The sequence below is a fragment of the Streptosporangium sp. CA-115845 genome (assembly GCF_050943795.1).
Taxonomy (GTDB): Bacteria; Actinomycetota; Actinomycetes; order Streptosporangiales; family Streptosporangiaceae; genus Streptosporangium.
Window position 1 is genome coordinate 4,697,816 of record NZ_CP191988.1, and the last position, 21,196, is coordinate 4,719,011.

Genomic DNA, 21,196 nt, shown 5'->3' on the forward strand with positions numbered 1-21,196 from the left:
TCCTGTAGACCAACGATGTGCGCGCCGTGACACGGCGGCCTCCGGCAGTATTCACCCTTCCGTCTATCGGCCGGCAGCGCCATGTCGCAGACAGCGCACGCTACACGGCTCCAGTTGTAGAAACCGATCAAAAGCCGTCGGCCGCCCGAGCCTGACCAGGCATGCGCGAGCGAAGTGGCGGCGGGTTCACCTTTCTTGTGCGGCAAGGCGGGAGAAAGTGCATTTTCGCGGCATCAACAGACCCCAAATCTAGCCAAAAATTGTGATAAAGCCCCCTGTAGTCTCTCGCCGTGACCACAGAGATCGCCGCCAAGCCGGGCGGCCGTTCGTGGACGGCTCTGATCGTGCTCGGCTTCGCCGGGCAGGTGGCATGGACCGTCGAGAACATGTACCTGAATGTGTTCCTCTACGACACCGTCAGCGACGACCCCGGCGCCATCGCCGCCATGGTCGCCGCCAGCGCGGCGACCGCGACGGTGGCCACCCTGCTGGTCGGCGCGCTCTCCGACCGGGCGGGGCGCCGCCGCTCCTTCATCGCCGCCGGATACGTGCTGTGGGGGCTGGCCACCGCAGCCTTCGGTTTCGTCACCGTCGACGCGGTCGCGGCCGTCGCCCCGGCGGCCGGGGCCGTCACGGCCACGGTGGTCGCGGTCATCGCGCTGGACTGCGTGATGTCGTTCCTCGGCGCCGGGGCGAACGACGCGGCCTTCCAGGCGTGGGTGACCGACGTGACCCGCCCGGCAAACCGGGGCCGGGTGGAGTCGGTGCTGGCGATCATGCCACTGGTGTCGATGCTGGCCGTCTTCGGCGGGTTCGACTCGCTGACCCGCGCGGGGGAGTGGCGGCTGTTCTTCGTGCTCATCGGGGCGATCATCGTCGTGGTCGGCGCCGTCTCCTGGGTGCTCGTGCGCGACCGCCCGGACCCGGTACGCCAGGAGGGTGCCTACCTGGCCTCGCTCGTGCACGGGCTGCGGCCGAGCACGATACGGGCCAACCCCGTCCTCTACCTGGCCCTGGCCGCGTGGACGATCTGGGGGATCTCCACCCAGGTCTTCCTGCCCTACCTGATCATCTACCTGCAGCGATACCTGAACATCGAGGGGTACGCGATCGTCCTGGCCATGGTGCTGACCGGCTCCTCGGTGGTCAGCGTCGCCTGCGGGCCGCTCATCGACCGGGTGGGCAAGGTGCGCTTCCTGCCGCCCGCGATCGCCGTGTACGGCACGGGCCTGCTGCTGATGTCCGTCGCGACCGGGATGATCCCGGTGATCGCCGCCGGGCTCGTCATGATGTCCGGATTCATGCTGGTGCTCGCGCCCATTGCGGCGATCGTCCGCGACCACTCGCCGCCGGACCGCGCCGGTCACGTCCAGGGACTGCGGATGGTCTTCGCGATTCTCATCCCCATGATCGTCGGCCCCTTCCTGGGCGCCGCCGTGATCAAGGGGGCCGACGCCTACTACGAGGAGCTCGGGGTGCTCAAACAAGTCCCCTCACCGGCCATCTTCCTGGCCGCCACGGTCGTGGTGGCGTTCATGGCCGTACCGGTGCGGGCGCTGCGCCGCAGGGGGACCGCATGACCCTGCTGACCCGCTGGGGCACGGCCCTCGATCCCGAGGCCGTGCTGCCGGAGTACCCCAGGCCGCAGCTCGTCCGCGACAGCCACCTCAACCTCAACGGCCGCTGGCGGTACGCCGTCTGCCCGGTCGAGCCCGAGGTCCCCGAGGCCTACGACGGCGACATCGTCGTGCCGTTCTCCCCCGAGGCTCCGCTGTCCGGCGTCGGGCGGCAGCTCCTGCCCGGGCAGACGCTGTGGTACCGGCGCACGCTCACCCTGCCCGCCGGGTTCGCCGTCCCGGGCGGACGGGTGCTGCTGCACTTCGGCGCGGTCGACCAGACCTGCCGGGTGCTGCTCAACGGGGTCGAGGTGGGCACGCACACCGGCGGCTACCTGCCGTTCGCCTGCGACATCACCGACGCCCTGCGCGACGGCCCTAACACGCTGGTCGTGGCCGTGCGGGACGACTCCGACACCGGGCACCACTCGCGCGGCAAGCAAAAGCTGCGCCGGGGCGGCATCTGGTACACCGCCCAGTCGGGCATCTGGCAGACCGTGTGGGCCGAGTGCGTGCCCGCCGTACACGTGGAGCGGCTCACGCTCGTCCCGCACCTGGACGCCTCATGCGTCGAGGTGACGGTGCACGCCGCCTCGGGGCGGGCCGCCGTCGATATCCTCGCCGACGGCGAGGTGGTCGCGTCCGCCGAGGCGGACGCGGGCCTGCCGGTGCGGATCCCGATCCCGGACGTCCGCCCGTGGAGTCCCGAGGACCCGTACCTGTACGACGTGTCGGTGCGTCTCGGGGCCGACAGCGTACGCGGCTACGTCGGCATGCGCTCCTTCGGTGTCGGGCGCGACGCGGACGGCGTGCCCAGGCTGCTGCTCAACGGACGCCCCTACTTCCACGCCGGGGTCCTGGACCAGGGCTACTGGCCCGACGGCCTGTACACGCCGCCCTCCGACGAGGCCATGGTCTGCGACATCGAGACCATGAAGCGGCTCGGCTTCAACATGCTGCGCAAGCACATCAAGATCGAGCCGATGCGCTGGTACCACCACTGCGACCGGCTCGGCATGCTCGTCTGGCAGGACATGGTGAACGGCGGCGGCCGCTATCACCCGCTGGTGATCACCGCGCCGGTGCTGACACCGCTGCGCCTCGACGACCGTCGCCACCGGTGGTTCGGGCGCGGCGACGCCGAGGGCCGTGAGCGGTTCGCAGCCGAGCTGCGGGAGACCGTCGAGCTGCTGCGCAACGTGGTGGGCCTGGCCGTGTGGGTGCCGTTCAACGAGGGCTGGGGCCAGTTCGACGCGGCGGGCGCCGCCGGGGAGCTCGCCGCGCTCGACCCCACCCGGACGGTCGACCACGCGAGCGGGTGGCACGACCAGGGCGCGGGCGACCTGCGGAGCCTGCACGTGTACTTCCGCCGTTTCCGCCCGCCCGCCAGGCGCGACGGGCGGGCGCTGGTCCTGTCGGAGTACGGCGGCTACTCGCTGCGCGTCGAGGGCCACACCTTCAACGACCGCGAGTTCGGCTACCGCAGATGCCGTACGGCGGCGCAGCTCGGCGGCGCGTTCGCCCGGCTGCACTACCGGCAGATCGTGCCCGCCGTGCCGCGCGGCCTGAGCGCGACCGTCTACACCCAGCTCTCCGACGTCGAGGACGAGCTGAACGGCCTGCTCACCTACGACCGCGAGGTGCTCAAACTCCCCGCCGAACTGGTGCGGACCGTCAACGGGCGGCTCCGGCTGGGCTGAGGCCCGCCAGACGGGGCCGGCCGGACGGCCGTCCCGGCCGGCCCCGTCTGGCGGGCGGCATGGCCGGGCCGGTCCTCACCAGCGCTGGCGGGCCTCCTCGGCCCAGCCGACCAGACCGTCGAGGTCGACCCATTCGCCCTCGTCGGTCCGGGCACGGCCGGAGAAGTGGCCGAAGCACTGGTGGGTCTCGCTGCCCACCACCCCCAGCTCGGTGCGCGAGATCTTCTCGTGGAACGGGTGGAAGACCACCTCCACCCCGGGACCGGTCATCCGCCAGGGCCGCATCCAGTCGCGCCGGTCGTACACCCAGGCCAGCTCATCGCCGATCTTGTGCATCCGCCCGTCGACGAACAGCGCGTTCTCCGTCGAGCGGGTGCCGTCGGTCCACTTGCCGCCGAGCTGGATCGCCCGCCCTGGCGCACTGCCCGCCGCCCAGTTCCAGGTGATCGAGTACGGCCAGCGGCCCCGTCCGTGGTCGAGCACCGCGAAGGAGGTCGCCTCGTCGAGGACGTGCCGGGTCCCCCCGACGGTCAGCGTGCCGCGCACCGGCCTGCCGACGTCCTTGACCGTGTACTGGAACCTCCGGGCGCTCCACGGGACGACCACGCCGAGCGACTCGTGCCCCTCCGGCAGCGGCACCTCCACGTCGAGCCGTACCCCGGGCACGGTGGCCCGCAGCGAGGTGCCCTCGGGGCGCTGGTCGATGTCGATGCGCAGGCCCGGACCGCGTACCGACGCCCGGCCCGCGCCGCTGCGGTCCGGCAGCACCGCGCCGCGCGCCAGCGGCACGACCACGTCCTTGGTGATCTCCGCGCCGGTCGCGCGGTCGAGCACGTAGACGCCGTGCACGCCCGCGTAGTCGAGCGACGAGGCCACCAGCCCGACGATGTGGCCGGGGGTGACGATGCCCCAGTACTCCCAGCGTTTGGTCCTGCCCCAGCCGCGCAGGTTCGCGCGGTGCAGCGGGCGCCTGCTCCAGCCGACCGCGTCGGGGTTGAGGCGTCCGTCGGGCAGGCACAGATCGACGGGGGCGGTGATCTCCCGCTCGTGGGTCGGCATAGCCAGAGGGTAGTGGCGCACGGCCGGGGTTCCCAGCCCGGGGCGGGCGTACGCCGCTCCGGAGCGGGATCGCGGGGCGCGCGGGCCAGTGGAAACCGCCACGTCCCGGCCCGACGACAAGCGGACGATCGTCGTCCAGCCCTGGTATCCCGCGCAGGGCGGTCCTCTGGCCGCCCGGCAGGCGCGCTACCTCGGCCGTACGGCGCGGGAGGCGCGGCTCGTCGCCCGCGGCGAGGCCGACTACCTCGGCATTCCGGGCTTCATGCTCGACGAGCCGGCGCGCGCCCGCACGCACTCGGTGCCCGACGCCCCGGTGGCCGGCGCAGGCGGCCGCTTCCCCATGGTGCTGTTCTCGCCCGGGCTCGGAGGCGTGCGTACCCAGAACACCGCCTGGGCCGAGGAACTGGCCAGCCGCGGGTACGTCGTGGCGGCCCTTGACCACCCGTACGACTCGGCCGTCGTCGCCCTCGCCGACGGCCGGACGATCCACACCCGGCTCGCGGCCACCGGCGACCCGGCGGAGGACGAGAAGCGCGCAGCCGGATCGACCTGGACGGCTTCCCTCGCGATCTCGCACCGCGACCGTTCCACCAGCCTGTGCTCGCGCTCACCCACGACGTCAAGCCGGGCGAGGAGCCGGACTACATCCCCGCCTCACCCGGGTGCTCCGGCTCAGCACTGCGACGGACTACCGGCTCACCGTCCCCGGCGCGGCACACCTCACCTTCACCGACGCCCCGCTCTACCTGCCGCCCTGCCCGCGCTCGTCGGCTCCCTGCGCACACCCTTGGCGAGCTCGGCCGTGAGCGTCCGGACCGCCGCGAGCCCGGCCGCCTCATCGGGTGCGTCGAGCATCGCCTTGACGAAGGCGGAACCGACGATCACACCGTCCGCGAAGCCCGCGACCTCGGCGGCCTGCTCGGCGTTGGAGACGCCGATACCGACGCAGACCGGGAGTTCGGTGGTCGCCCTGGTGCGGCGCACCAGGGCGACCGCGGCCTCTCCGACGGAGGCGCGGGTGCCGGTGACCCCCATCAGCGAGGCGGCGTACACGAACCCCGAACCGGCCGCAGTGATCTCCTTCAGCCGCTCGTCCCTGCTGCTCGGCGCGACGACGAAGACGGTGGCCAGGCCTTGTCTCTCGGCGTGCTCGCGCCAGGTCGCGGATTCCTGGACGGGCAGGTCGGACAGGATGCAGCCCGCGCCGCCGGCCTCGGCGAGCTCGGTGGTGAAGCGTTCGATGCCGTAGCGGTCGATCGGGTTCCAATACGTCATCACCAGGACGGGCTTGCCCGTGGCGGCGTGTGTCTCGCGGACGGTGCGCATCACGTCGGCGATCTTGAGGCCGCCGCGCAGGGCGATGTCGTCGGCGGTCTGGATGACCGGTCCGTCGAGCACCGGGTCGCTGTGCGGCAGGCCGACCTCGACGACGTCCGCGCCGGATTCGAGGACCGCCTTGATCGCCTCGATGCCACCGTCGACGGTCGGGAAGCCGGCCGGAAGGTAGGCGATGAGCGCGGCGCGGCCCTCGGACCTGGCCTGGGCGAGGGTGTCGCTCAACAGCTGGATGTTGCCACTCACTTCGACTCTCCCTCGGCGGCGTCGTACAGCCCGAAGTAACGGGCGGCCGTGTCCATGTCCTTGTCGCCGCGCCCGGACAGGTTGACGATGATCAGTCCGTCCTTGCCGAGCTCCTTGCCGACTTCGAGGGCCCCGGCGAGCGCATGCGCGCTCTCGATCGCCGGGATGATGCCCTCGGTCCGCGAAAGCAGCCGAAACGCCTGCATCGCCTCATCGTCGGTGACCGGGCGGTACTCGGCGCGGCCGATGTCCCTCAGATACGCGTGCTCGGGCCCGATGCCTGGATAGTCCAGACCGGCCGAGATCGAGCAAGGCTCGGTGATCTGGCCCTCCTCGTCCTGCAGGACATACGACCGCGAACCGTGCAGGATGCCCGGCTCGCCCGCGGACAGCGAGGCCGCGTGCTCGCCGCTCTCCACGCCGTGCCCGGCGGCCTCGCAGCCGATGAGACGTACGCCGCTGTCGGGAAGGAAACCGTGGAAGAGGCCGAGTGCGTTCGACCCGCCGCCGACGCAGGCGATGGCCGCGTCCGGCATCCGCCCGGCCCGCTCCAGGATCTGGCGGCGGGCCTCTACCCCAATGACGCGGTGAAAGTCGCGCACCATGCCCGGGAAGGGATGCGGTCCCGCAGCCGTGCCGAAGACGTAGTGCGTCCGGTCGACGTTCGCGACCCAGTCCCTGAACGCCTCATTGATGGCGTCCTTGAGCGTGCGGGAACCGGACTTGACCGGGATGACCTCGGCGCCGAGCATCCGCATCCGGGCGACGTTGAGCGCCTGCCGCTCGGTGTCGATCTCGCCCATGTAGACGGTGCATTCGAGACCGAACAGCGCACAGGCCGTCGCGGTGGCGACGCCGTGCGAGCCGGCGCCGGTCTCCGCGATGACCCGGGGCTTGCCCATCCGTTTGGTGAGCAGGGTCTGCCCGAGCACGTTGTTGATCTTATGTGAGCCGGTGTGGTTCAGGTCCTCCCGCTTGAGGAAGACCCGCCCGCCGCCGGCGTGCTCGGCGAACCGCGGCACCTCGGTGAGCGCGCTCGGGCGACCGGTGTAGTTGACGAGCAGATCCTCGAACTCCGCGACGAACGCGGGGTCGGCCTTGGCCTTCTCGTACTCGACGGCGACTTCGTCCACGGAGGCGACCAGGGCCTCCGGGATGAACTTGCCGCCGAACGCACCGAAATACCCTTCGGCGCTGGGGACCTGCCCCTCCGGGGCCGGGATAAAGAATTCGCTGGACATGCGACATGCTCCTATGCCGGGGCATACGCCCCGGATGTCTGGCCTGTGATGGTCCCGGAACACGTATCCGCGCGGTGGGGTGGACGGGTCTTTTCTCCATCCCGCCCCTTCCTGAAAGGCGTGAGCACACAAGCAGCCCGGCCGGTGTTCGAGGCGACTGCCGAAGGGCGCGTCTGGAGATCTGGGGCAGCGCCCCGGTTTCTGGAAGGGGCAGGGTCGGGGAGAGGAGACCCCCTCAGACACCCCGCACAATGCGCGGCGCGCAAAGTTATCGCATCCCGTTGACCTGACCGGGATCGGAGCCAATCACGTACCGCACCCGGCGACCGTGCACGCGCCGCGCGGGTGCCCGGCAGCCGCGCGGGCGGCAACCAGCGGCAAGGCGGGCGGCGATAGGCACGACTGAAGCCTAGTTGCTGCCGGGGACCTGGGCATCATCATTCCCGCAGGAGGCCCTCGGCGTTCTGGCCGCCGAGTGAGGGATGTGCCTCATTTGCGGGTGCATCAGTCGCCCCGCGCCGTGACTTGCGGGCATTGATCGCAACTTGTAGGTTGCCATTAAATGGCAACCTACAGGTTGCGAAGGAGGGTGGGCATGGTTTCGGACGCGATCGAACGTGTGGTGGTGCTGCGGCACCCCATCGAGCGGGTGTGGGCCGCGCTGACCACCGCGGAAGGGCTCTCGCGGTGGTTCGGCTCGGTAGCGGAGATAGATCTGCGGCCCGGCGGGCGAGCGTTCTTCCGCTGGGCCGACCTCGACGAGGAATCCGTCGCCACGATCGTGGTGGTCGACCCACCACACCGTTTTGCGTTCAGGTGGGCAATCGAGGGCCTGCAGGAGGATGACGCACCCCAGACGCGTGTGGATTTCACCCTGGAGCCGGTACCGGACGGCACTCGGCTGCGCCTCGTGGAGAGCGGGTTCGCCCAGGCTGCCGACGACGTGGCCCAGTCTGCCCACAAGGCCAACAGTCAGGGATGGGACACGGAGCTCGTCGACCTGGAGACCTACCTCGATGTGGCCGCCTGATTCAGAAGGGCAGGTCGTTGCGGTGTTCGCGGCGCTCACCGATCCAACGCGGCGGGCGCTGCTGGAGGAGCTCGCCCGCGCCGGGCCCGCAACCGTCACTGATCTGGCGCGGCGGCTACCGATCAGCCGCCAGGCGGTCGCCAAACACCTCGGCCAGCTCGCCGACGCGGGCCTGATCAGCTCCGGCGAACCGACCGGCCGTCGCCATCCCTACCGGCTGGAACCAGCCGCCATTCGCACAGCCCAGGTGTGGCTGGCCAGGCTCGCCAACAGGTGGGATGACCGGCTGGCCGCGCTGGAACGCGCACTGGACGCCACTGACACGAACCAAGGAGTCACGCAACAATGAGCAAGCCCGAATTCACCGCCGGCCTGAACCTGGCCATGAAGATTCCCAAGGCACAGTACGAGGCCACCGTGGTCTTCTACCGCGACACTCTGGGCTTCGACGTCAAAGAAGACGACGTCTCCTACGCCCCGACCGTCTCGAGAACTCATTCGGTGCGGTTCGGTCCCAATACGCTGTGGCTCGACTGCGTCGACAACTACAGCCAGCCCGACCTGTGGCTGCAGCTCCACACCGATGACCTGGACGCGGCAACGAGCAAACTGGCCGACATCGGTATCCACCCGTGTGACGAGGTCGAGCCCCTGGAGAACCTCGAATCCAGAACCCACTGGATCAAGAACCCGGCCGGTGTCATACATCTGCTCGCGGAGTCCGGCTGATCCTGATGTCCCGGGTGAGGTGAGCAGCCACCCTCGGCGGTAGCGCGGGCCAAACGCCCGGCTTCCCGAATCGCTCAAGCTTCGGACACAAGCCCAAGATTTGCTGTCGCAGGACAGTCGCTCGTCCTGGCCGGCTACAACCTGGCCGTGCCGGCCTATGAACTGCACGGCGAGCACGCCCAGCACTGCGCCGATCTGCCCGCCGGTGCCCATCACCAGCTGTGCGGGGTACACACCGTGGACGGCAACTACGACATCGAACTGCTGGTGCGCATCCGAGGCGACCGGGTCCTGTACCGCGATCCGCCACCACGTCGGCCCGGCAACGGCGGCCGCCCGGGACGACCCGCCGCCACGGCGAGCCGTTCTTCTGCGCCCGCCCCGACTCCTGGGGCGGGCCCGACCAGCAGCTGACCGTCCAGGACGAGCACTACGGCCAGGTCACCGTCACCGTCTGGGGCGGCCTGCACTCCAAGCTGGACAGCAAGGACCACTTCGTCGATCGGGCCGAAGCGCCGATCCTGTCCGGCACGGTCATCCACATCCAGGTCGAGCGACTGCCCGGCGGCCGAAAGCCCCCAAGCCGATGTGGCTGTTCTGGTCCGGCCAGGGCAGCCCCGACCTGGACCGATGCTGGAGATCGTGTCTCCGCCGCTTCGACATCGAGCACTACTTGAAGTTCCTCAAGCGCGTACTCGGCTGGGTCAGCCCAGCGCCACCCAGCGATCAAGAAGGCGAACTGATCACCTTAAAACGCAAGCCCATCAAGCTCTCTTGTATCGAACGTGTGATCTAAAATTTCTGGACCAGAGCTCCGGTCGAGGTTACGATCTTACTGTTCGCCGGTCGTGTCGATCGGCCGGCTCTCCACGCTGACGGGGCGCCGAAGGCGCCCCGTCACTGGACGGGAGATCGCCCTTGAGGCGTTCACTGATCGCGTTGGGTATCGGCTTGAGCGTGTTGGGTTCCACTGTCGTCGCCGGGCCGGCACAGGCCGCGAGTGTGCTGGTGGTCCCGTTGGCTCCCACGGTGACGGAGGGACAGCAGACTGCGAGGTTCTGGCTCGCCGACGGGGCCGCCAACCTGAGGAACGCCACGCCGTACGCCGTGCGGACCTCGGTCGCCGGGGAACGCCTGTCCATGGACATCGTCCCGGACGGCCCCCCGTTCTCCATTCCGCCACTGGAGGAGTCGGCCTCGCCGGAGGGGGAAATATCCACGACCTCGGGCAAGGTGTTCTTCGTCGGCAGCGACCTCCAGCCGCACTGGTGCACCGGCACGGCCGTGCAGTCGAAATACCGGAACGTCGTCGCGACGGCGGGTCACTGTCTGTTGGACGTCGAGGCCCCGGCCGGCGCGCTCGCCAAGTCGGTTCCTCGTGGCTGACCCAGTACACGAACGACAGCCGTACCGGCTATCTCAACGGCATCACGATCAGCGTTTCCGACACCGATGGCGACAGTCGGTACGACACCGGCGTCTCGCCGTACTTCGACGGTGAGTTGCTCGCGGTCTACCAGAAGGCCACCAACCTCTGGACCCGCTCCATCGCCTAGACGGTCCCCGTTCCCGCCGCGTCCGCCCAGAGGGCGGGCGCGGTGTCATGGTCTAAAGGAAACCGGTTCTGACCGCTGACTTGCAAACATCCTCTTTCCCTACCCGTCACCGTCTGCAGGCGGCACCGCCTGACGGACATACGCTGCTCGCCTACGACCATCTCGGAGCCGGCCTGGCCCTCCTGCGGGATCGTCGCGCAGCTCACCGGCAGGCTCCTGGCAGACGCCCTCCACTTGGTGCGGCGGCTCGAGGTGACCGCATCTGGAATTCCGGCGGAGCTGGCCAGGCTCGCTCCGCGGCGGTGAGCCATCCCGGCCAAGCCGGCAGTCGGCGTGCTCGGCAGGGCGACTGCCGGCTTGGCCGGGATGGTTGTTCCGATGCGCGCCGCCGAGTCGCGCAGCCTCGCCGACGAACTCACCCAGGACCCCAGCGAGTAGGACCCCGGGGGGCTCTGACAGGGTTGCGTCACGGCGAGCTCGGCGCGGCCGCCGTGACGCAACTGTCGGGGCTTCGAGCTGGGATCACCCCGCCGGCTGAGTGCGCTGATCGGCCGGCTCAGCGGAGTCGGTCGTAGACCATGGCGATCTCGCCCAGTTCGCCGGTCTCCTGGTGGGTGAGCGTCCACTTCGTGGCCGGCAGGCCGTCGTCGAACAGTCGCCGCCCACCCCCGGCGATCTCAGGGAAGATCATGATGTTCAGCCGGTCGAGCAGGTCCGCCGACAGGAGCGGCTTGATGAGGCTGGCGCTGCTGTTGACGAGGATGTCGCCCTCGCCGGTGGCCTGGAGTTCGGCGACGACGTCGGCGACGGGGGCGTTCACCAGGCGGGTGCGTTCCCACGGCGCTTCGGTCAAGGTGGTCGAGAAGACCACCTTTTCCGTGTCGACCAGCCACTTGGCGTATCCGCGATCACGCGGATCGGCGTTCTCGTCCGCGGCGACCGAGGGCCAGTACCCCAGAAATCCCTCGGCATTGATGCGGCCGAGCAGCGCCGTCGTCGCGTTCTCCCAGATGCCGGTCATGTGGTTTCGCGCGACCTCGCTGGTCACATACGGGGCGAACGCCCCGAAATCGCTGGGCCCGCCGGGACCGTTGTAGCGCCCGTCGATGGTGAGGCTCAGGTTCGCGGTCACCCTGCGGGCGGTCGAGGTGGTCATTTCGTGCTCCTTTTATCGGTGTCGTGCTCGGTGTGGTGCGAGTCCGCGGCGAGGGTCGCCGCGAGCTTGTCGAGGCTCTGGCCGAAGCCGATCTCGATGCCTGCGATGAAGTCCGCGGAGTCGACGGTGCTGTCGGCGATCCGGTAGTGGACGTCGAGGTCTGTGCCGTTGTCGGTTGGCCGGAGGCCGAGGTCGACGTGGGCGGTGAAGGCGAGGCCGCCGTCGGGAAGCAACGGGGAGAGCCGGTAGGCGAGGCGCTCACCGGGGCGTACGTCGTCGACGACTCCCTGCGCGCGCCCGGCGAGCAGGTCGGAGCCGTCGGCGTCCTCGGTGTCGCGGTACTCATGGACGATCCGCCCACCCGGTCGCGCTTCGAAGATGAGCTCGGAGACGCGCAGGTCATCGGGCGTCCACCAGCGGGCGAGCAGGGAGGTCTCGGTCAGGTGGCGCCAGACCAGCTCGGGGCGCCCCGTCAGCGACCGGAGGAACCTGAACGAGCGGCCGTCGGCCCATCCCGGCTCCTTCGCGGCGAGCCGCTCTGCGTGGAGGCTGAGCCCGTAGCGGTCGTAGGTCTCGCGCGAGCCACCGGCCTGGTCCGCGGTGTCGGCGAGCCGGCTGAGCGCAGCCGCCAACTCCCGCAGAGGACCGGGTTGGAGCGCGTAGATGCGGCGCTGGCCGGTGCGCTGGGAGGTGACGACGCCGGCGCGCTCAAGGGCCTGCAGGTGCTTGGTCGTCTGCGGCTGGCGCGCCTCGGCGAGCTGGGCGAGGACACCGACCGGGCGGGGTCGCTCGGCCAGCAGGCTCACGAGCCGCCAGCGGGCCGGGTCGGCCAGTGCGGTGAGGAGTACGTCCATGGAGAAAAGTATTCACTATGGAGAATATTCGTGTCAAGGAATATTTATGGATCGGCCAGGCCGGCGTTGTGACCCCCACTCGGGTCGAGGGCGCCGAGAAGCTGACCGCGTGGCTGGCCGCCGAGGTCACGCGTCCGGTGGTGGTGTAAAGGTGGGCTCCCATGAGCACGAGCCCACCGAGGCTGTCGCCGCCGGACCGCTGGTGGGCACCGAGCCGGCCGTACCGGCCCGGGTCTGCGCCACCTGACTTCTGCCCGTATTCGGGGTAGCCGTGGTAGGCGGAGATCTCGGCGTTGGGGTTGCTGTCGCACGGGATAGGAAGATCGGCCCTCGTGCGCGGCCGGCGAGGAGTTGGCCGGGCAGGCGGGGCTCGAATCTTGATAGTTCGGTGAGAAGTAGCAGCACCCAGAGGAACAGATAATCACCCTTCGTGATCAAATAGTTACCGATATGGAAGATGTTGGCGTAATGCTCGTACGGGGTTCTGCACTTCCTGTACGCCGACACCTGACGTTAGGGACGGTTCGGATGAGATCCGTGCGCGAACCGCACGGTGATGGACAAGCCGCCTTCTGGGCGTGCGCTGGTGGTAAGGGTGGCGTGGTGAGCTTGCATGACGGCATTGACGATGGTTGTGGCGGATGGCGTTGTCGATGAGGTTGGCGACGAGGCTTTCGATCAGTCTCGGGTCTCCGGCCGTCACTGCGGGCGTCAGGTGTTCGGTTAGGTCGATGCGTCTCTCCGTGGCTTGGTCGCGGCGGGAGGCGAGCACTCCTTCGACGACGTGGGCGAGGTCGAGGGTGTCCCAGCGGGTGACGCCGCGCTTGCCGGTGGCCAGAGTGAGCAGTGCCTGGACGAGCCGCTCCTGATATCCGCCGAGAGCGAGGGCCTCCTGGCAGGCCGAGCGCAGGGTGTCGGTGTCGGCATCGGGGTCGGCGAGAGCGACTTCGAGGAGGGTGCGCAGGCCGGCGAGAGGGGTGCGCAATTCATGGGAGGCGTTGGCGACGAAGTGGCGTTGGGTGTCGAAAGAGGCTTGCAGGCGGGCGAACAGGTCGTCGAGGGTGTGGCCGAGATCAGCACCTTCACGAAAAGGGCTTCCGCCACGACGATCAGAGGTTGAGGCAAACTCATCCGGAGAAGGAGGCGTGATGTCGCATCTCTGGCGCGGCTGGTGTTTGCTCCGTCCTGGCGTCCTGCTGTACGGCGGGACCATCGGTACGAACCAGCTGCACGCACACCATGCGGTCCACCTGATCGTCTCCGCAGAGCCCTTCACCGTGGCCGACGCCCATGGCCGGCGGCTGACCACCCGGACCGCGGTCATTCCCCCCGACACCGGCCATGCCATACTCACGGGAGCTCGCGGGGCCCTGCTGGCTCAACTCGAACCCGGCAGTTCGCCAGGCCGTTCCCTTCTCACCCATTCGGGGGCGGGGGTCAACGCCTCGACCTGGGGTCCCCCCTTCCCCCACCTCACGCAGGCCGGCCCGAGCCCGAGGCACCGCCAGGTGGCGGCGCCGCTCATGTTCACGAAACCCTCGAACGGCCATGAACACTCCATCGAGGCCGCGGCCGCCCTGAAGATCGTCGAGGACTGGACGGGCCGGCGTAGTGCCGAAGAAGTCCCGATTCACCCGGCGGTGGAGATGGCGATAGCCGTGATCCCCACTCTCCTGATCGAGGGGCCGGTGCGTCTGGGCGCGGTCGCGGCCGCGGTGCACCTGTCTCCAAGCCGGTTGGCGCATCTGTTCAGCGCACACGTGGGGATTCCACTGCGACCCTATGTGCGCTGGCAGCGCATTCAGCATGCGATCAGGCTGGTAGCCGCGGGAGAGACGTTGACGATGGCCGCCCACAGCGCCGGATTCACCGACGGGTCACATTTCACCCGGGTCTTCCGGCACAACTTCGGGACCGCGCCCTCCACGCTGGCCGCCGCCATCGACTGGCTGCCCTGAATCGACACGTTCGTACAAGCCCTGACCGCATCGGCACCGCATCCTTGGGACGTACGAACGTCCCCCGAGACGCAGCCAGGGCAGGTATTCGAACCCCCGAGGAAAAGGTCGCGATGCTCAATTTGTCGATCATTCTGGAAGACAGCGCCCGCAATGCTCCAGGCCGTACCGCCCTGGTCTTCGGCGACCTGCGTCTGCCGTACTCCATGGTGAACTCCATCGCGAACCAGGTGGCCAACCTCCTGGTGGCCAGGGGGATCGGCAAGGGCGACAAGGTCGCACTGCTCTGCCCGAATCTGCCCTACTTTCCCTTCGTCTACTTCGGTATCCTCAAGGCCGGGGCGACCGTGGTCCCGCTCAATGTGCTGCTGCAGCCGCGCGAGATCGCCTACCACCTGACCGACAGCGACGCCAAGGCGTTCTTCTGCTTCGAGGGCTCCGAGCCGCCCATGGGCGCGCGCGGGCGGGAGGCCTTCGACGCCGCCGAGGGCTGCGAGCTCTTCTTCGTCCTGCCCGCCACGCCGCTGGCCACCGAGTCGGAGCACGGCGAGTCGTTCTGGGCGGCGCTGGGCGGCATGTCCGGGGAGTTCGAGACGGTGCAGACCGAGCCGGACGACACCGCGGCCATCCTCTACACCTCCGGCACCACCGGTCAGCCCAAGGGCGCCGTGCTGACCCACATGAACATGCTGACCAACACCATCGTCAGCGACGAGATGTTCCCCGCCGACCCCGAGGGCGACGTCTCATTCGCCGTGCTGCCGCTCTTCCACTCCTTCGGCCAGACCGCAGTCATGAACGTGAGCGTGCGCCGCCGCGCCACCCTCGTGCTCCAGCCGCGCTTCGAGCCCGGCGAGGCGCTGGAGCTCATGCGCAGGGAGAAGGTGACCATGTTCGCCGGGGTGCCGACGATGTTCTGGGCGCTGCTGTCGAAGATCCACGCCGATGGGGCCGAGGCGCCCTCGACGCTGCGGGTGGCGGTGGCGGGCGGGGCCTCCTGCCCGATCGAGGTGCTCAAGGACTTCGGGGGCACCTTCGGCATCCCGATCCTGGAGGGCTACGGCCTGTCGGAGACCTCCCCGGTGGCCAGCTTCAACCAGCTCGGGCGGCCCACCAAGCCCGGCACCATCGGCTTCCCCATCTGGGGCGTGCAGATGCGGCTGGTGGACGACGGCTGGAACACCATCGAGGGCGAGGGCCCCGGCGAGATCGCCATCCGCGGGCACAACGTCATGAAGGGCTACTACGGGCGGCCCGAGGCCACCGAGGAGGTCATACGGGACGGCTGGTTCCGCACCGGCGACATCGCCACTCGCGACGAAGACGGCTACTACGCCATCATCGACCGCACGAAGGACATGATCATCCGGGGCGGCTTCAACGTCTACCCGCGCGAGCTGGAGGAGGTGCTGATGACGCACCCGGCGGTCTCGCTGGTGGCGGTGGTCGGCGTGCCCCACGACTCGCACGGCGAGGAGGTCAAGGCTTACGTCATCCCGGCGCCCGGCGCGACGGTGAGCGAGGACGAGCTCGTCGCCTGGTGCAAGGAGAACATGGCGGCCTACAAGTACCCGCGGATCATCGAGTTCCGCGAGAGCCTGCCGATGACGGCGACCGGCAAGATCCTCAAGCGCGAGCTGCGCTAGATGATCGAGTCCAAGGGATCTCCTGTGGAACAGCGAGGGCGTTCAGGATCCGTTTGTGACGACAGACCTGAACACCCTCGCCACCGCGATCTGCGCTCGCGGCCTTGTCCGCCGGCTGCGCCGACTTCGGCAGGCAGTCCAAAACATTCGCGGTTTTGTTTGTGCACCCGGCAGCGCTGCTCCGGTCGTGCTGAACCGACCTGACTTCGTCGAGGCTGCTCCCACCCTCCCCGGATCAGGCTGCCTCCTACTTCCACCCCACCGCTACGACGGCGAAGCGACGGCGGTCTCTCACCTCCGTTACAGACGAACAGCGCCTCGTGACGCAGCGACACGACTCTTAACGGCACCCCGTACGGGGTCGCCGTAGTAACCGCCGAAAGTCGGGCGGATATGGGGTGGCACCCGAACACACCGAAAAGAGGCCGCGCGCCGCGTCATCGACCTGGCCGGCCGGCCCCGCTCAGTCATGCGGTTTGCGCCAGGTGATGCTGTAGCGCCACAGCAGGCGGCGGCGGTACCGGGAGCCGGGCAGGATCTCGGCGGCCAGCGCCCGCATCTGCGGGTAGGTCACCGGCGGCGGCCACACCGTGGGGGACGGATGCTCCCAGTGGCCCTTCGTGGCGCGGTGGAAGGTACCGGCGGCGACGCCGGCCAGGTCGCGCGGCAGGTCGTTGGGCATGGTGCTGCGGGCGAGGCCGACGATGGCCAGGACGCCGCCGGGGCGCAGCAGGTCGCGCATGCGGGCCAATCCGGTGGCGGCGTCCATGTGGTGCAAGGTGGCCACGGATGCGACGACGTCGAACGAGGCGGGCTCGAAGGGATGGGTGAGGAAGTCGCCAAGGATGTAGTCGACGTCGTCCGGGTGCTCGCGGGCCTGGTCGATGCTGGGCGCGTGGAGGTCGATGCCGGTGACGTGCGGCACGGCCTGCAGCAGTTCACGGGCGAGCATGCCCTCGCCGCAGCCGACGTCGAGGGCGCGCTGGGCGCCATCGGGGACCGCGCGGAGGATGCGGGGGTGGTAGTGGATGTTGTGGTTCCATCGCCTGCCGTCACCACCTGGACGTCCTCGGGTCATGACGGCCGCCCGCCGAACTGCCAGTTGTGCACCTCGATATCGGCGTACCGGTCCGGGGTCAGGATGGCGCGTGCCGTGTCCGGGTCCGGCGCTCGGACCAGCGCCGCCGTGCCCAGCCAGGTGGCTCCGTCGTCGGACAGCAGTGGCCCGTAGGCGATCAGCACGTCCCGGTCGGGCGGCACGGCGAGGTCGGCGGCCTGCCCCGTGCCGAGGCCGAGCACCAGGTACCGGTTGCCGCCGGTCCGGCCGCCGGGGAAGTCCCACATGGTGCGCCCCAGCGTGTTGTGCCACCGGCGCAGCAGCACGTCCCGGTACACGCCGGCCTGGTAGTTCGGCTCGTCGAAGGCGAACGCGCGGGCGGCGACGAGATCGGGCAGGTCGACGATGTGCACGCTGCCGGTGGGTGTGTCGCCGTCGTCGGCGAGGGTCGGGCCCCGGGCGATCATCTCCTTCGCGTACCGGTCCATATAGGACCAATGCTCTTCCATTAGCTCGTAGCGCAGCGCTACGGAGCCGGGCCGGTCGCGGTGGTAGCAGAAGAACTCCATGCCCACAGTCTTCACCCACCAACAGATCACTTCGCACAAGTCGTCCCGGAAACGCCCGGGTGCACTCGGTCGTGAGCTTCACGATGATGGCAGTGCTACCTCAACATCGCCACCGCCCTGGCCGAGGTCGGCGGCTCCTTCGACGACGTGGCGAAACTGACCGTCTACCTCGTCGACTGGACCTCCGACAAGATGCCCCTGTTCGCGGAGGGAGTCGCCCGGGCCTCCGCGAAGCTGGGCGTCACTCCGCTCTCGCCGCTCACCGGGGTGGGCGTCGCCGCGCTGGCCGAGCCCGACCTCCTGGTCGAGATCGAGGCCACCGCGGTCATCGACTGAACAAGAGAGTCGGTCAGGTCAACGTGACCTTGGGGCCGGACAGCGTGGTCGAGGACGCGCCGTCCAACCCGGTGAGACGTTTCTTGACGGCACCCCACCTACGCGGGTTTCGCGTCGGCAGGGTCGCGGAGTGCCGAGGTGGCGAGCGAGAGCACAGCACCGAGTGCGGCGGCACCGTCGAGGAGGGCTTTGGAGCGAGCCGCGATGCTGACGTCTCTGGCAGCCAGCGCGGAGGCGACATCCTCCAGTCGGCGGGCGCGCCGTAGCTCCGGCATGAGGGCCCGAAGGGGGGCGATGCGGTAACCGGCCCTGCGCAGTTGGTGAATGATCCGCGCATCCCGCACTTGGTCGGGGGTGTATCGTCGCGTTCCTCGCGCGGGGTCTCGGTCGGGGACGACAAGATCCTCGGCATCCCAGTGCCGCAACGTCGAAGGGCGCACGCCGAGGGCGGCGGCGAGTTCGGAGACGCCCATCGAGTCCGATGCGCGTACGTCCTCGATCGGCTCGCTGGAGATTGCCCGGGCGGCCTCCTCGGCCTGTCTCAGTTCCGTGCGCTCCGCGTCGAGCCGGGCGTGCGCCGCGTCGAGAAGGGCAAGCACCTGCGAGACAGGGAACTGGTGGACGGCCCGAACGATCTTCTTGGCCTCAGCCGGACCCGCGCCTGCCGCGAGGGCTCGGTAGGCCAACGCGGACTGTAGATGTATCTCTCCATAGATCCGGTAGCCCGTAGCCGTGCGCGTCGCCGGCGGCAGCACGCCGTCGCGTTCGAGATTGCGCACCTGTTGAACGGAGCACCCGGCACGCCGCGCGACATCGACGGTACGCATGTCCCGCGATTTGAGACCTGACACCCTGAAGCCCCTCGCTTTCAGCCCCAAAGTCTCCATTAGCACTTTAATGCAACGCTAGAGCACATGACCATAGACGAGATCATCGGCTTCATCGACGGCCTCGACGGCGTCTTGACCCTTAGACCGGAACCTGGCGACGGCTCGCCGGAGATCAGCTGGGGCGACACGTTCTTCTACTACGCACCTGATGGTGTCACCCCGACAACGACCCAGCCCTTCGCGACGGTCGTGACCAAGAACTACCCCGGCGACGAGGCGTCGCGCCTGGACCGGCCGGACACCTTCCGCGTGAACATCTTCGCCGGAAAAGAGGCGTTCACCCGGTGGACCGGTCACGCGCCACGCGAATCAGCCACCACCGAGGTAGACCCCAGCGCTGCCGACACCGTGATCGCGCACCCCGTCTACGGCGCCGTCGGCTGGCTGGCAGTGGTGAACCCGGGCACGCGTGCTGAAGCGGCAACCCGTGAACTGCTGGGTACGGCCCATCACCTCGCACGCTCGCGCTATGAGCGACGCGCTGAATCTACGGCGCGCTGATGTGAGGTGGCCATGGAGATCGTGGAGTTTGAGGTGGCGTTCCCCACCCGAGGTCTGCCTGCCGGTAGGTCTCCGGCGGCTCGTCCAAGATCACCCCTGGGGGCCGCCGTGAGCAGGAAGTAGCCGATCAACGCCGGGGCAGCCTCTCGATGTCGCCGCAACAGCGCGGTGATCTTCAAATGACCATGGTTTCTTGAAGATCCTCAGTGGCCCTCGCTCATTGGCCATCACTGGTGCGGTGCGACGCCCGCCTGTGGGGCGTCAGCCACCGCAGGAAGGGCGCCGCGAACACGCCGGCCGCGCTGAGATCGATTGGTTCCGGTGCCGGATGGGGCCTCAACGCCGCGCGTGGCGGATCTTCAACCGTCCCATTACCATGGTCCCGGAGATGCGGATCGTCGGCCCGCCGGGGTGGGAGCGCCGCCGGGTCCTGTAGAGCGGGTCCTTCCACCCGGTGCGCAGACCCTCGACGTCGACGATCGCGTCGCGAGGCACCGTGATCTTGGCCCTGCCGGTGCCGAGTTGCAACTCGATGTCGACCACCGGATGCTCGATGACCGCCCGGGACAGGTCCAGATACACCCTTCCGAGTGCGGACTCGACCTTGAGGGTCCGAGGTACTCGCCATGCGCCGCGCCGCTGGATCCGTCCGCTGACGGCGGCGATCGTGGACGTGGTGCCCACACTCTCCTCCGGGAGCGAGGCCAGAGCCTGCACGAGCTCGCTGTGCGTCTTGGCGGTGAGTGCCTGGTGGAGGCGTTCGTCCATCTCCTCGTGTGAGATGTGCTCTTCGGCGTACGCCTCCTGTAGACGCTGCACGGCCGTGTCGCGGTCGTCTTCGCTGATCAGTGGCGGCCGGTGGTCCGACCCACCGGCCCGGGCCTTCACCGTCCCCTGCGCTTGTAGGTACGGACCGACAGCGGGACGAACACCACCAGCAGCGCGGCCGACCAGAGCAGGACGGCGGCCACCGGATGCGCGAGCGGCCAGGCCACGTCTCCGGACGTCACCCCCGGATTGCCGAACAGCTCCCGGGAGGCGGTGGTGATCGCGCTCACCGGGTTCCAGTCGGCCAGGAACCGCAGCCACCCCGGCATGCCGTCGGTCGGGACGAACGAGTTGGACAGCATCGTGAACGGCAGGAACAGCGGCACCAACTGGTCGACGACCTGGTCGTTCTTCACCACCAGGCCCACATAGACCCCCACCCAGCTCAGCGCGTATCGCAGCACCGTCATCAGCAGGAACGCCTCGGTCGTGGGGATCAGGCCGCGGTGCGGCTGCCAGCCCACCAGCAGGCCCGCACCCACCATGACGGCCAAGGACAACAGGCCTGTCAGCAGGTCGGCGCCGGTCTGCCCGAACGGCACCGCCAACCGCGCCATCGGCATGGAGCGGAACCGGTCCATCACACCGCGGGAGGCGTCGGTGGCCACCCGCGCCATGACCCCCATCAGCGCGGTGAAGGTCACCATCGAGAACAGCCCGGGCATGAGGTACTCGCGGTAGTCGCCGCCGCCCGGCACCTGGATCGCGCTGCCGAAGACGTACCCGAACAGCACCACCATGATGGCAGGGAAGATCAGCACGGCGACGATTTCCCCTGGCTCCTGCCGCAGGCGTCCCAGCTCGCGGCCGACCAGGGTCAGCCCGTCGGCGAATGTCCAGCGCAGGCGGTGGCCCATCCGCGGGGTGAGGGCGGTCATGAGCCCTCCTT

24 protein-coding genes and 1 pseudogene are annotated in these 21,196 nt (G+C 69.1%); 13 read left to right on the plus strand and 12 right to left on the minus strand.

Translation table 11 applies throughout. The annotated features are described in order from the left end of the window. Nucleotides 1-290 precede the first annotated feature (290 nt). Both ACQP0P_RS23555 and ACQP0P_RS23560 read left to right on the plus strand, forming a co-directional pair. The gene (locus ACQP0P_RS23555; RefSeq protein WP_433380934.1) at nucleotides 291-1,580 is read left to right on the plus strand and encodes an MFS transporter; all 1,290 of its coding nucleotides are present in this window, start codon (nucleotides 291-293) and stop codon (nucleotides 1,578-1,580) included. Next, nucleotides 1,577-3,316 (plus strand): glycoside hydrolase family 2 protein, encoded by a 1,740-nt coding sequence (locus tag ACQP0P_RS23560; RefSeq protein WP_433380937.1) that lies wholly within the window; start codon nucleotides 1,577-1,579, stop codon nucleotides 3,314-3,316. Before ACQP0P_RS23555 ends, ACQP0P_RS23560 begins: the two co-directional genes overlap by 4 nt. A 75-nt stretch (nucleotides 3,317-3,391) precedes the next feature. On the opposite strand, the gene ACQP0P_RS23565 is transcribed toward ACQP0P_RS23560, so the two are convergent. Beyond that, nucleotides 3,392-4,375: a DUF2804 domain-containing protein gene (locus tag ACQP0P_RS23565; RefSeq protein ID WP_433380940.1), complete on the minus strand. Its 984-nt coding sequence runs from the start codon at nucleotides 4,373-4,375 to the stop codon at nucleotides 3,392-3,394. Between the two features lie 340 nt (nucleotides 4,376-4,715). Between ACQP0P_RS23565 and ACQP0P_RS23570 the strand changes: the two are divergent. Beyond that, a pseudogene (locus ACQP0P_RS23570) lies at nucleotides 4,716-4,781 on the plus strand (hypothetical protein); the annotation flags it as partial. Nucleotides 4,782-5,101: 320 nt separating this feature from the next. Here ACQP0P_RS23570 and trpA read toward each other — a convergent pair. The 3 genes from trpA to trpM all read right to left on the minus strand — a co-directional run bounded on the left by trpA (nucleotide 5,102) and on the right by trpM (nucleotide 7,597). After that, complete coding sequence (gene trpA, locus ACQP0P_RS23575; RefSeq protein ID WP_433380943.1) at nucleotides 5,102-5,956, minus strand: tryptophan synthase subunit alpha; 855 nt, start codon at nucleotides 5,954-5,956, stop codon at nucleotides 5,102-5,104. Next, complete coding sequence (gene trpB, locus ACQP0P_RS23580) at nucleotides 5,953-7,197, minus strand: tryptophan synthase subunit beta (protein WP_433380946.1); 1,245 nt, start codon at nucleotides 7,195-7,197, stop codon at nucleotides 5,953-5,955. The genes trpA and trpB overlap by 4 nt, the downstream gene beginning before the upstream one ends. Before the next feature lie 268 nt (nucleotides 7,198-7,465). Then, nucleotides 7,466-7,597, minus strand: a complete 132-nt coding sequence (gene trpM, locus ACQP0P_RS23585) for a tryptophan biosynthesis modulator TrpM (protein WP_433380949.1) — start codon at nucleotides 7,595-7,597, stop codon at nucleotides 7,466-7,468. A 195-nt stretch (nucleotides 7,598-7,792) separates the two neighbouring features. Between trpM and ACQP0P_RS23590 the strand changes: the two genes are divergently transcribed. From ACQP0P_RS23590 to ACQP0P_RS23610, 5 genes are all read left to right on the plus strand, one after another. After that, nucleotides 7,793-8,227, plus strand: a complete 435-nt coding sequence (locus ACQP0P_RS23590; protein ID WP_433380952.1) for an SRPBCC domain-containing protein — start codon at nucleotides 7,793-7,795, stop codon at nucleotides 8,225-8,227. Nucleotides 8,228-8,249: 22 nt separating this feature from the next. After that, nucleotides 8,250-8,576 carry an ArsR/SmtB family transcription factor gene (locus ACQP0P_RS23595; RefSeq protein ID WP_433380955.1) on the plus strand — a complete coding sequence of 109 codons (327 nt, stop codon included), beginning with the start codon at nucleotides 8,250-8,252 and terminating at the stop codon, nucleotides 8,574-8,576. Continuing rightward, entirely contained in the window at nucleotides 8,573-8,956 is a 384-nt protein-coding gene (locus ACQP0P_RS23600; protein ID WP_433380958.1) for a VOC family protein, read from the plus strand. The genes ACQP0P_RS23595 and ACQP0P_RS23600 overlap by 4 nt, the downstream gene beginning before the upstream one ends. Nucleotides 8,957-9,103: 147 nt before the next feature. Then, entirely contained in the window at nucleotides 9,104-9,370 is a 267-nt protein-coding gene (locus ACQP0P_RS23605; protein ID WP_433380961.1) for a hypothetical protein, read from the plus strand. 543 nt (nucleotides 9,371-9,913) lie between these two features. Continuing rightward, nucleotides 9,914-10,342: a hypothetical protein gene (locus tag ACQP0P_RS23610; RefSeq protein ID WP_433380964.1), complete on the plus strand. Its 429-nt coding sequence runs from the start codon at nucleotides 9,914-9,916 to the stop codon at nucleotides 10,340-10,342. A gap of 726 nt (nucleotides 10,343-11,068) precedes the next feature. Here ACQP0P_RS23610 and ACQP0P_RS23615 read toward each other — a convergent pair. Together ACQP0P_RS23615 and ACQP0P_RS23620 are read right to left on the minus strand one after the other, a co-directional pair. Next, nucleotides 11,069-11,668 (minus strand): dihydrofolate reductase family protein, encoded by a 600-nt coding sequence (locus ACQP0P_RS23615; protein WP_433380966.1) that lies wholly within the window; start codon nucleotides 11,666-11,668, stop codon nucleotides 11,069-11,071. Beyond that, a complete protein-coding gene (locus tag ACQP0P_RS23620; RefSeq protein WP_433380969.1) occupies nucleotides 11,665-12,522 on the minus strand; it encodes a metalloregulator ArsR/SmtB family transcription factor in 858 nt (285 codons plus the stop codon). Before ACQP0P_RS23620 ends, ACQP0P_RS23615 begins: the two co-directional genes overlap by 4 nt. Nucleotides 12,523-12,539: 17 nt before the next feature. On the opposite strand from ACQP0P_RS23620, the gene ACQP0P_RS23625 reads away from it, so the two are divergent. Then, nucleotides 12,540-12,671: a hypothetical protein gene (locus ACQP0P_RS23625; protein ID WP_433380971.1), complete on the plus strand. Its 132-nt coding sequence runs from the start codon at nucleotides 12,540-12,542 to the stop codon at nucleotides 12,669-12,671. A gap of 293 nt (nucleotides 12,672-12,964) precedes the next feature. Here the strand turns inward: ACQP0P_RS23625 and ACQP0P_RS23630 are convergent, their stop codons facing one another. Beyond that, nucleotides 12,965-13,735 (minus strand): histidine kinase dimerization/phospho-acceptor domain-containing protein, encoded by a 771-nt coding sequence (locus ACQP0P_RS23630; protein WP_433380974.1) that lies wholly within the window; start codon nucleotides 13,733-13,735, stop codon nucleotides 12,965-12,967. Between ACQP0P_RS23630 and ACQP0P_RS23635 the strand changes: the two genes are divergently transcribed. Together ACQP0P_RS23635 and ACQP0P_RS23640 are read left to right on the plus strand one after the other, a co-directional pair. Next, entirely contained in the window at nucleotides 13,671-14,480 is an 810-nt protein-coding gene (locus ACQP0P_RS23635; protein WP_433380977.1) for a helix-turn-helix transcriptional regulator, read from the plus strand. The genes ACQP0P_RS23630 and ACQP0P_RS23635 overlap by 65 nt on opposite strands. Before the next feature lie 113 nt (nucleotides 14,481-14,593). Continuing rightward, the gene (locus ACQP0P_RS23640) at nucleotides 14,594-16,126 is read left to right on the plus strand and encodes a long-chain-fatty-acid--CoA ligase (protein WP_433380980.1); all 1,533 of its coding nucleotides are present in this window, start codon (nucleotides 14,594-14,596) and stop codon (nucleotides 16,124-16,126) included. Nucleotides 16,127-16,589: 463 nt separating this feature from the next. Here ACQP0P_RS23640 and ACQP0P_RS23645 read toward each other — a convergent pair whose 3' ends face one another. Together ACQP0P_RS23645 and ACQP0P_RS23650 are read right to left on the minus strand one after the other, a co-directional pair. Further along, nucleotides 16,590-17,204 (minus strand): class I SAM-dependent methyltransferase, encoded by a 615-nt coding sequence (locus ACQP0P_RS23645; protein ID WP_433380983.1) that lies wholly within the window; start codon nucleotides 17,202-17,204, stop codon nucleotides 16,590-16,592. Next, nucleotides 17,201-17,767 carry a YciI family protein gene (locus ACQP0P_RS23650; RefSeq protein ID WP_433380986.1) on the minus strand — a complete coding sequence of 189 codons (567 nt, stop codon included), beginning with the start codon at nucleotides 17,765-17,767 and terminating at the stop codon, nucleotides 17,201-17,203. Before ACQP0P_RS23650 ends, ACQP0P_RS23645 begins: the two co-directional genes overlap by 4 nt. Before the next feature lie 132 nt (nucleotides 17,768-17,899). Here ACQP0P_RS23650 and ACQP0P_RS23655 point away from each other — a divergent pair, with 132 nt between their 5' ends. Continuing rightward, the gene (locus ACQP0P_RS23655) at nucleotides 17,900-18,088 is read left to right on the plus strand and encodes a RidA family protein (RefSeq protein ID WP_433380989.1); all 189 of its coding nucleotides are present in this window, start codon (nucleotides 17,900-17,902) and stop codon (nucleotides 18,086-18,088) included. A gap of 98 nt (nucleotides 18,089-18,186) precedes the next feature. Here the strand turns inward: ACQP0P_RS23655 and ACQP0P_RS23660 are convergent, their stop codons facing one another. Continuing rightward, on the minus strand, nucleotides 18,187-18,915 hold the full coding sequence (locus ACQP0P_RS23660; protein ID WP_433380992.1) for a MerR family transcriptional regulator: 729 nt from the start codon (nucleotides 18,913-18,915) through the stop codon (nucleotides 18,187-18,189). Nucleotides 18,916-19,002: 87 nt separating this feature from the next. Between ACQP0P_RS23660 and ACQP0P_RS23665 the strand changes: the two genes are divergently transcribed. Further along, entirely contained in the window at nucleotides 19,003-19,479 is a 477-nt protein-coding gene (locus tag ACQP0P_RS23665) for a DUF6194 family protein (RefSeq protein WP_433380995.1), read from the plus strand. A gap of 336 nt (nucleotides 19,480-19,815) precedes the next feature. On the opposite strand, the gene ACQP0P_RS23670 is transcribed toward ACQP0P_RS23665, so the two are convergent. Beyond that, the gene (locus ACQP0P_RS23670; RefSeq protein ID WP_433380997.1) at nucleotides 19,816-20,298 is read right to left on the minus strand and encodes a DUF1707 SHOCT-like domain-containing protein; all 483 of its coding nucleotides are present in this window, start codon (nucleotides 20,296-20,298) and stop codon (nucleotides 19,816-19,818) included. Nucleotides 20,299-20,363: 65 nt separating this feature from the next. Further along, the gene (locus tag ACQP0P_RS23675; RefSeq protein WP_433381000.1) at nucleotides 20,364-21,185 is read right to left on the minus strand and encodes an ABC transporter permease; all 822 of its coding nucleotides are present in this window, start codon (nucleotides 21,183-21,185) and stop codon (nucleotides 20,364-20,366) included. Nucleotides 21,186-21,196 lie beyond the last annotated feature (11 nt).

Coding starts and splice junctions, on each gene's coding strand:
- ACQP0P_RS23560 (WP_433380937.1), top strand. CDS start 1,577: ATGACCCTGCTGACCCGCTGGGGCACGGCCCTCGATCCCGAGGCCGTG.
- ACQP0P_RS23565 (WP_433380940.1), bottom strand. CDS start 4,375: ATGCCGACCCACGAGCGGGAGATCACCGCCCCCGTCGATCTGTGCCTG.
- trpB (WP_433380946.1), bottom strand. CDS start 7,197: ATGTCCAGCGAATTCTTTATCCCGGCCCCGGAGGGGCAGGTCCCCAGC.
- ACQP0P_RS23590 (WP_433380952.1), top strand. CDS start 7,793: ATGGTTTCGGACGCGATCGAACGTGTGGTGGTGCTGCGGCACCCCATC.
- ACQP0P_RS23600 (WP_433380958.1), top strand. CDS start 8,573: ATGAGCAAGCCCGAATTCACCGCCGGCCTGAACCTGGCCATGAAGATT.
- ACQP0P_RS23615 (WP_433380966.1), bottom strand. CDS start 11,668: ATGACCACCTCGACCGCCCGCAGGGTGACCGCGAACCTGAGCCTCACC.
- ACQP0P_RS23620 (WP_433380969.1), bottom strand. CDS start 12,522: ATGGACGTACTCCTCACCGCACTGGCCGACCCGGCCCGCTGGCGGCTC.
- ACQP0P_RS23625 (WP_433380971.1), top strand. CDS start 12,540: ATGGAGAATATTCGTGTCAAGGAATATTTATGGATCGGCCAGGCCGGC.
- ACQP0P_RS23635 (WP_433380977.1), top strand. CDS start 13,671: ATGTCGCATCTCTGGCGCGGCTGGTGTTTGCTCCGTCCTGGCGTCCTG.
- ACQP0P_RS23630 (WP_433380974.1), bottom strand. CDS start 13,735: ATGGTCCCGCCGTACAGCAGGACGCCAGGACGGAGCAAACACCAGCCG.
- ACQP0P_RS23640 (WP_433380980.1), top strand. CDS start 14,594: ATGCTCAATTTGTCGATCATTCTGGAAGACAGCGCCCGCAATGCTCCA.
- ACQP0P_RS23645 (WP_433380983.1), bottom strand. CDS start 17,204: ATGACCCGAGGACGTCCAGGTGGTGACGGCAGGCGATGGAACCACAAC.
- ACQP0P_RS23660 (WP_433380992.1), bottom strand. CDS start 18,915: ATGCGTACCGTCGATGTCGCGCGGCGTGCCGGGTGCTCCGTTCAACAG.
- ACQP0P_RS23665 (WP_433380995.1), top strand. CDS start 19,003: ATGACCATAGACGAGATCATCGGCTTCATCGACGGCCTCGACGGCGTC.
- ACQP0P_RS23675 (WP_433381000.1), bottom strand. CDS start 21,185: ATGACCGCCCTCACCCCGCGGATGGGCCACCGCCTGCGCTGGACATTC.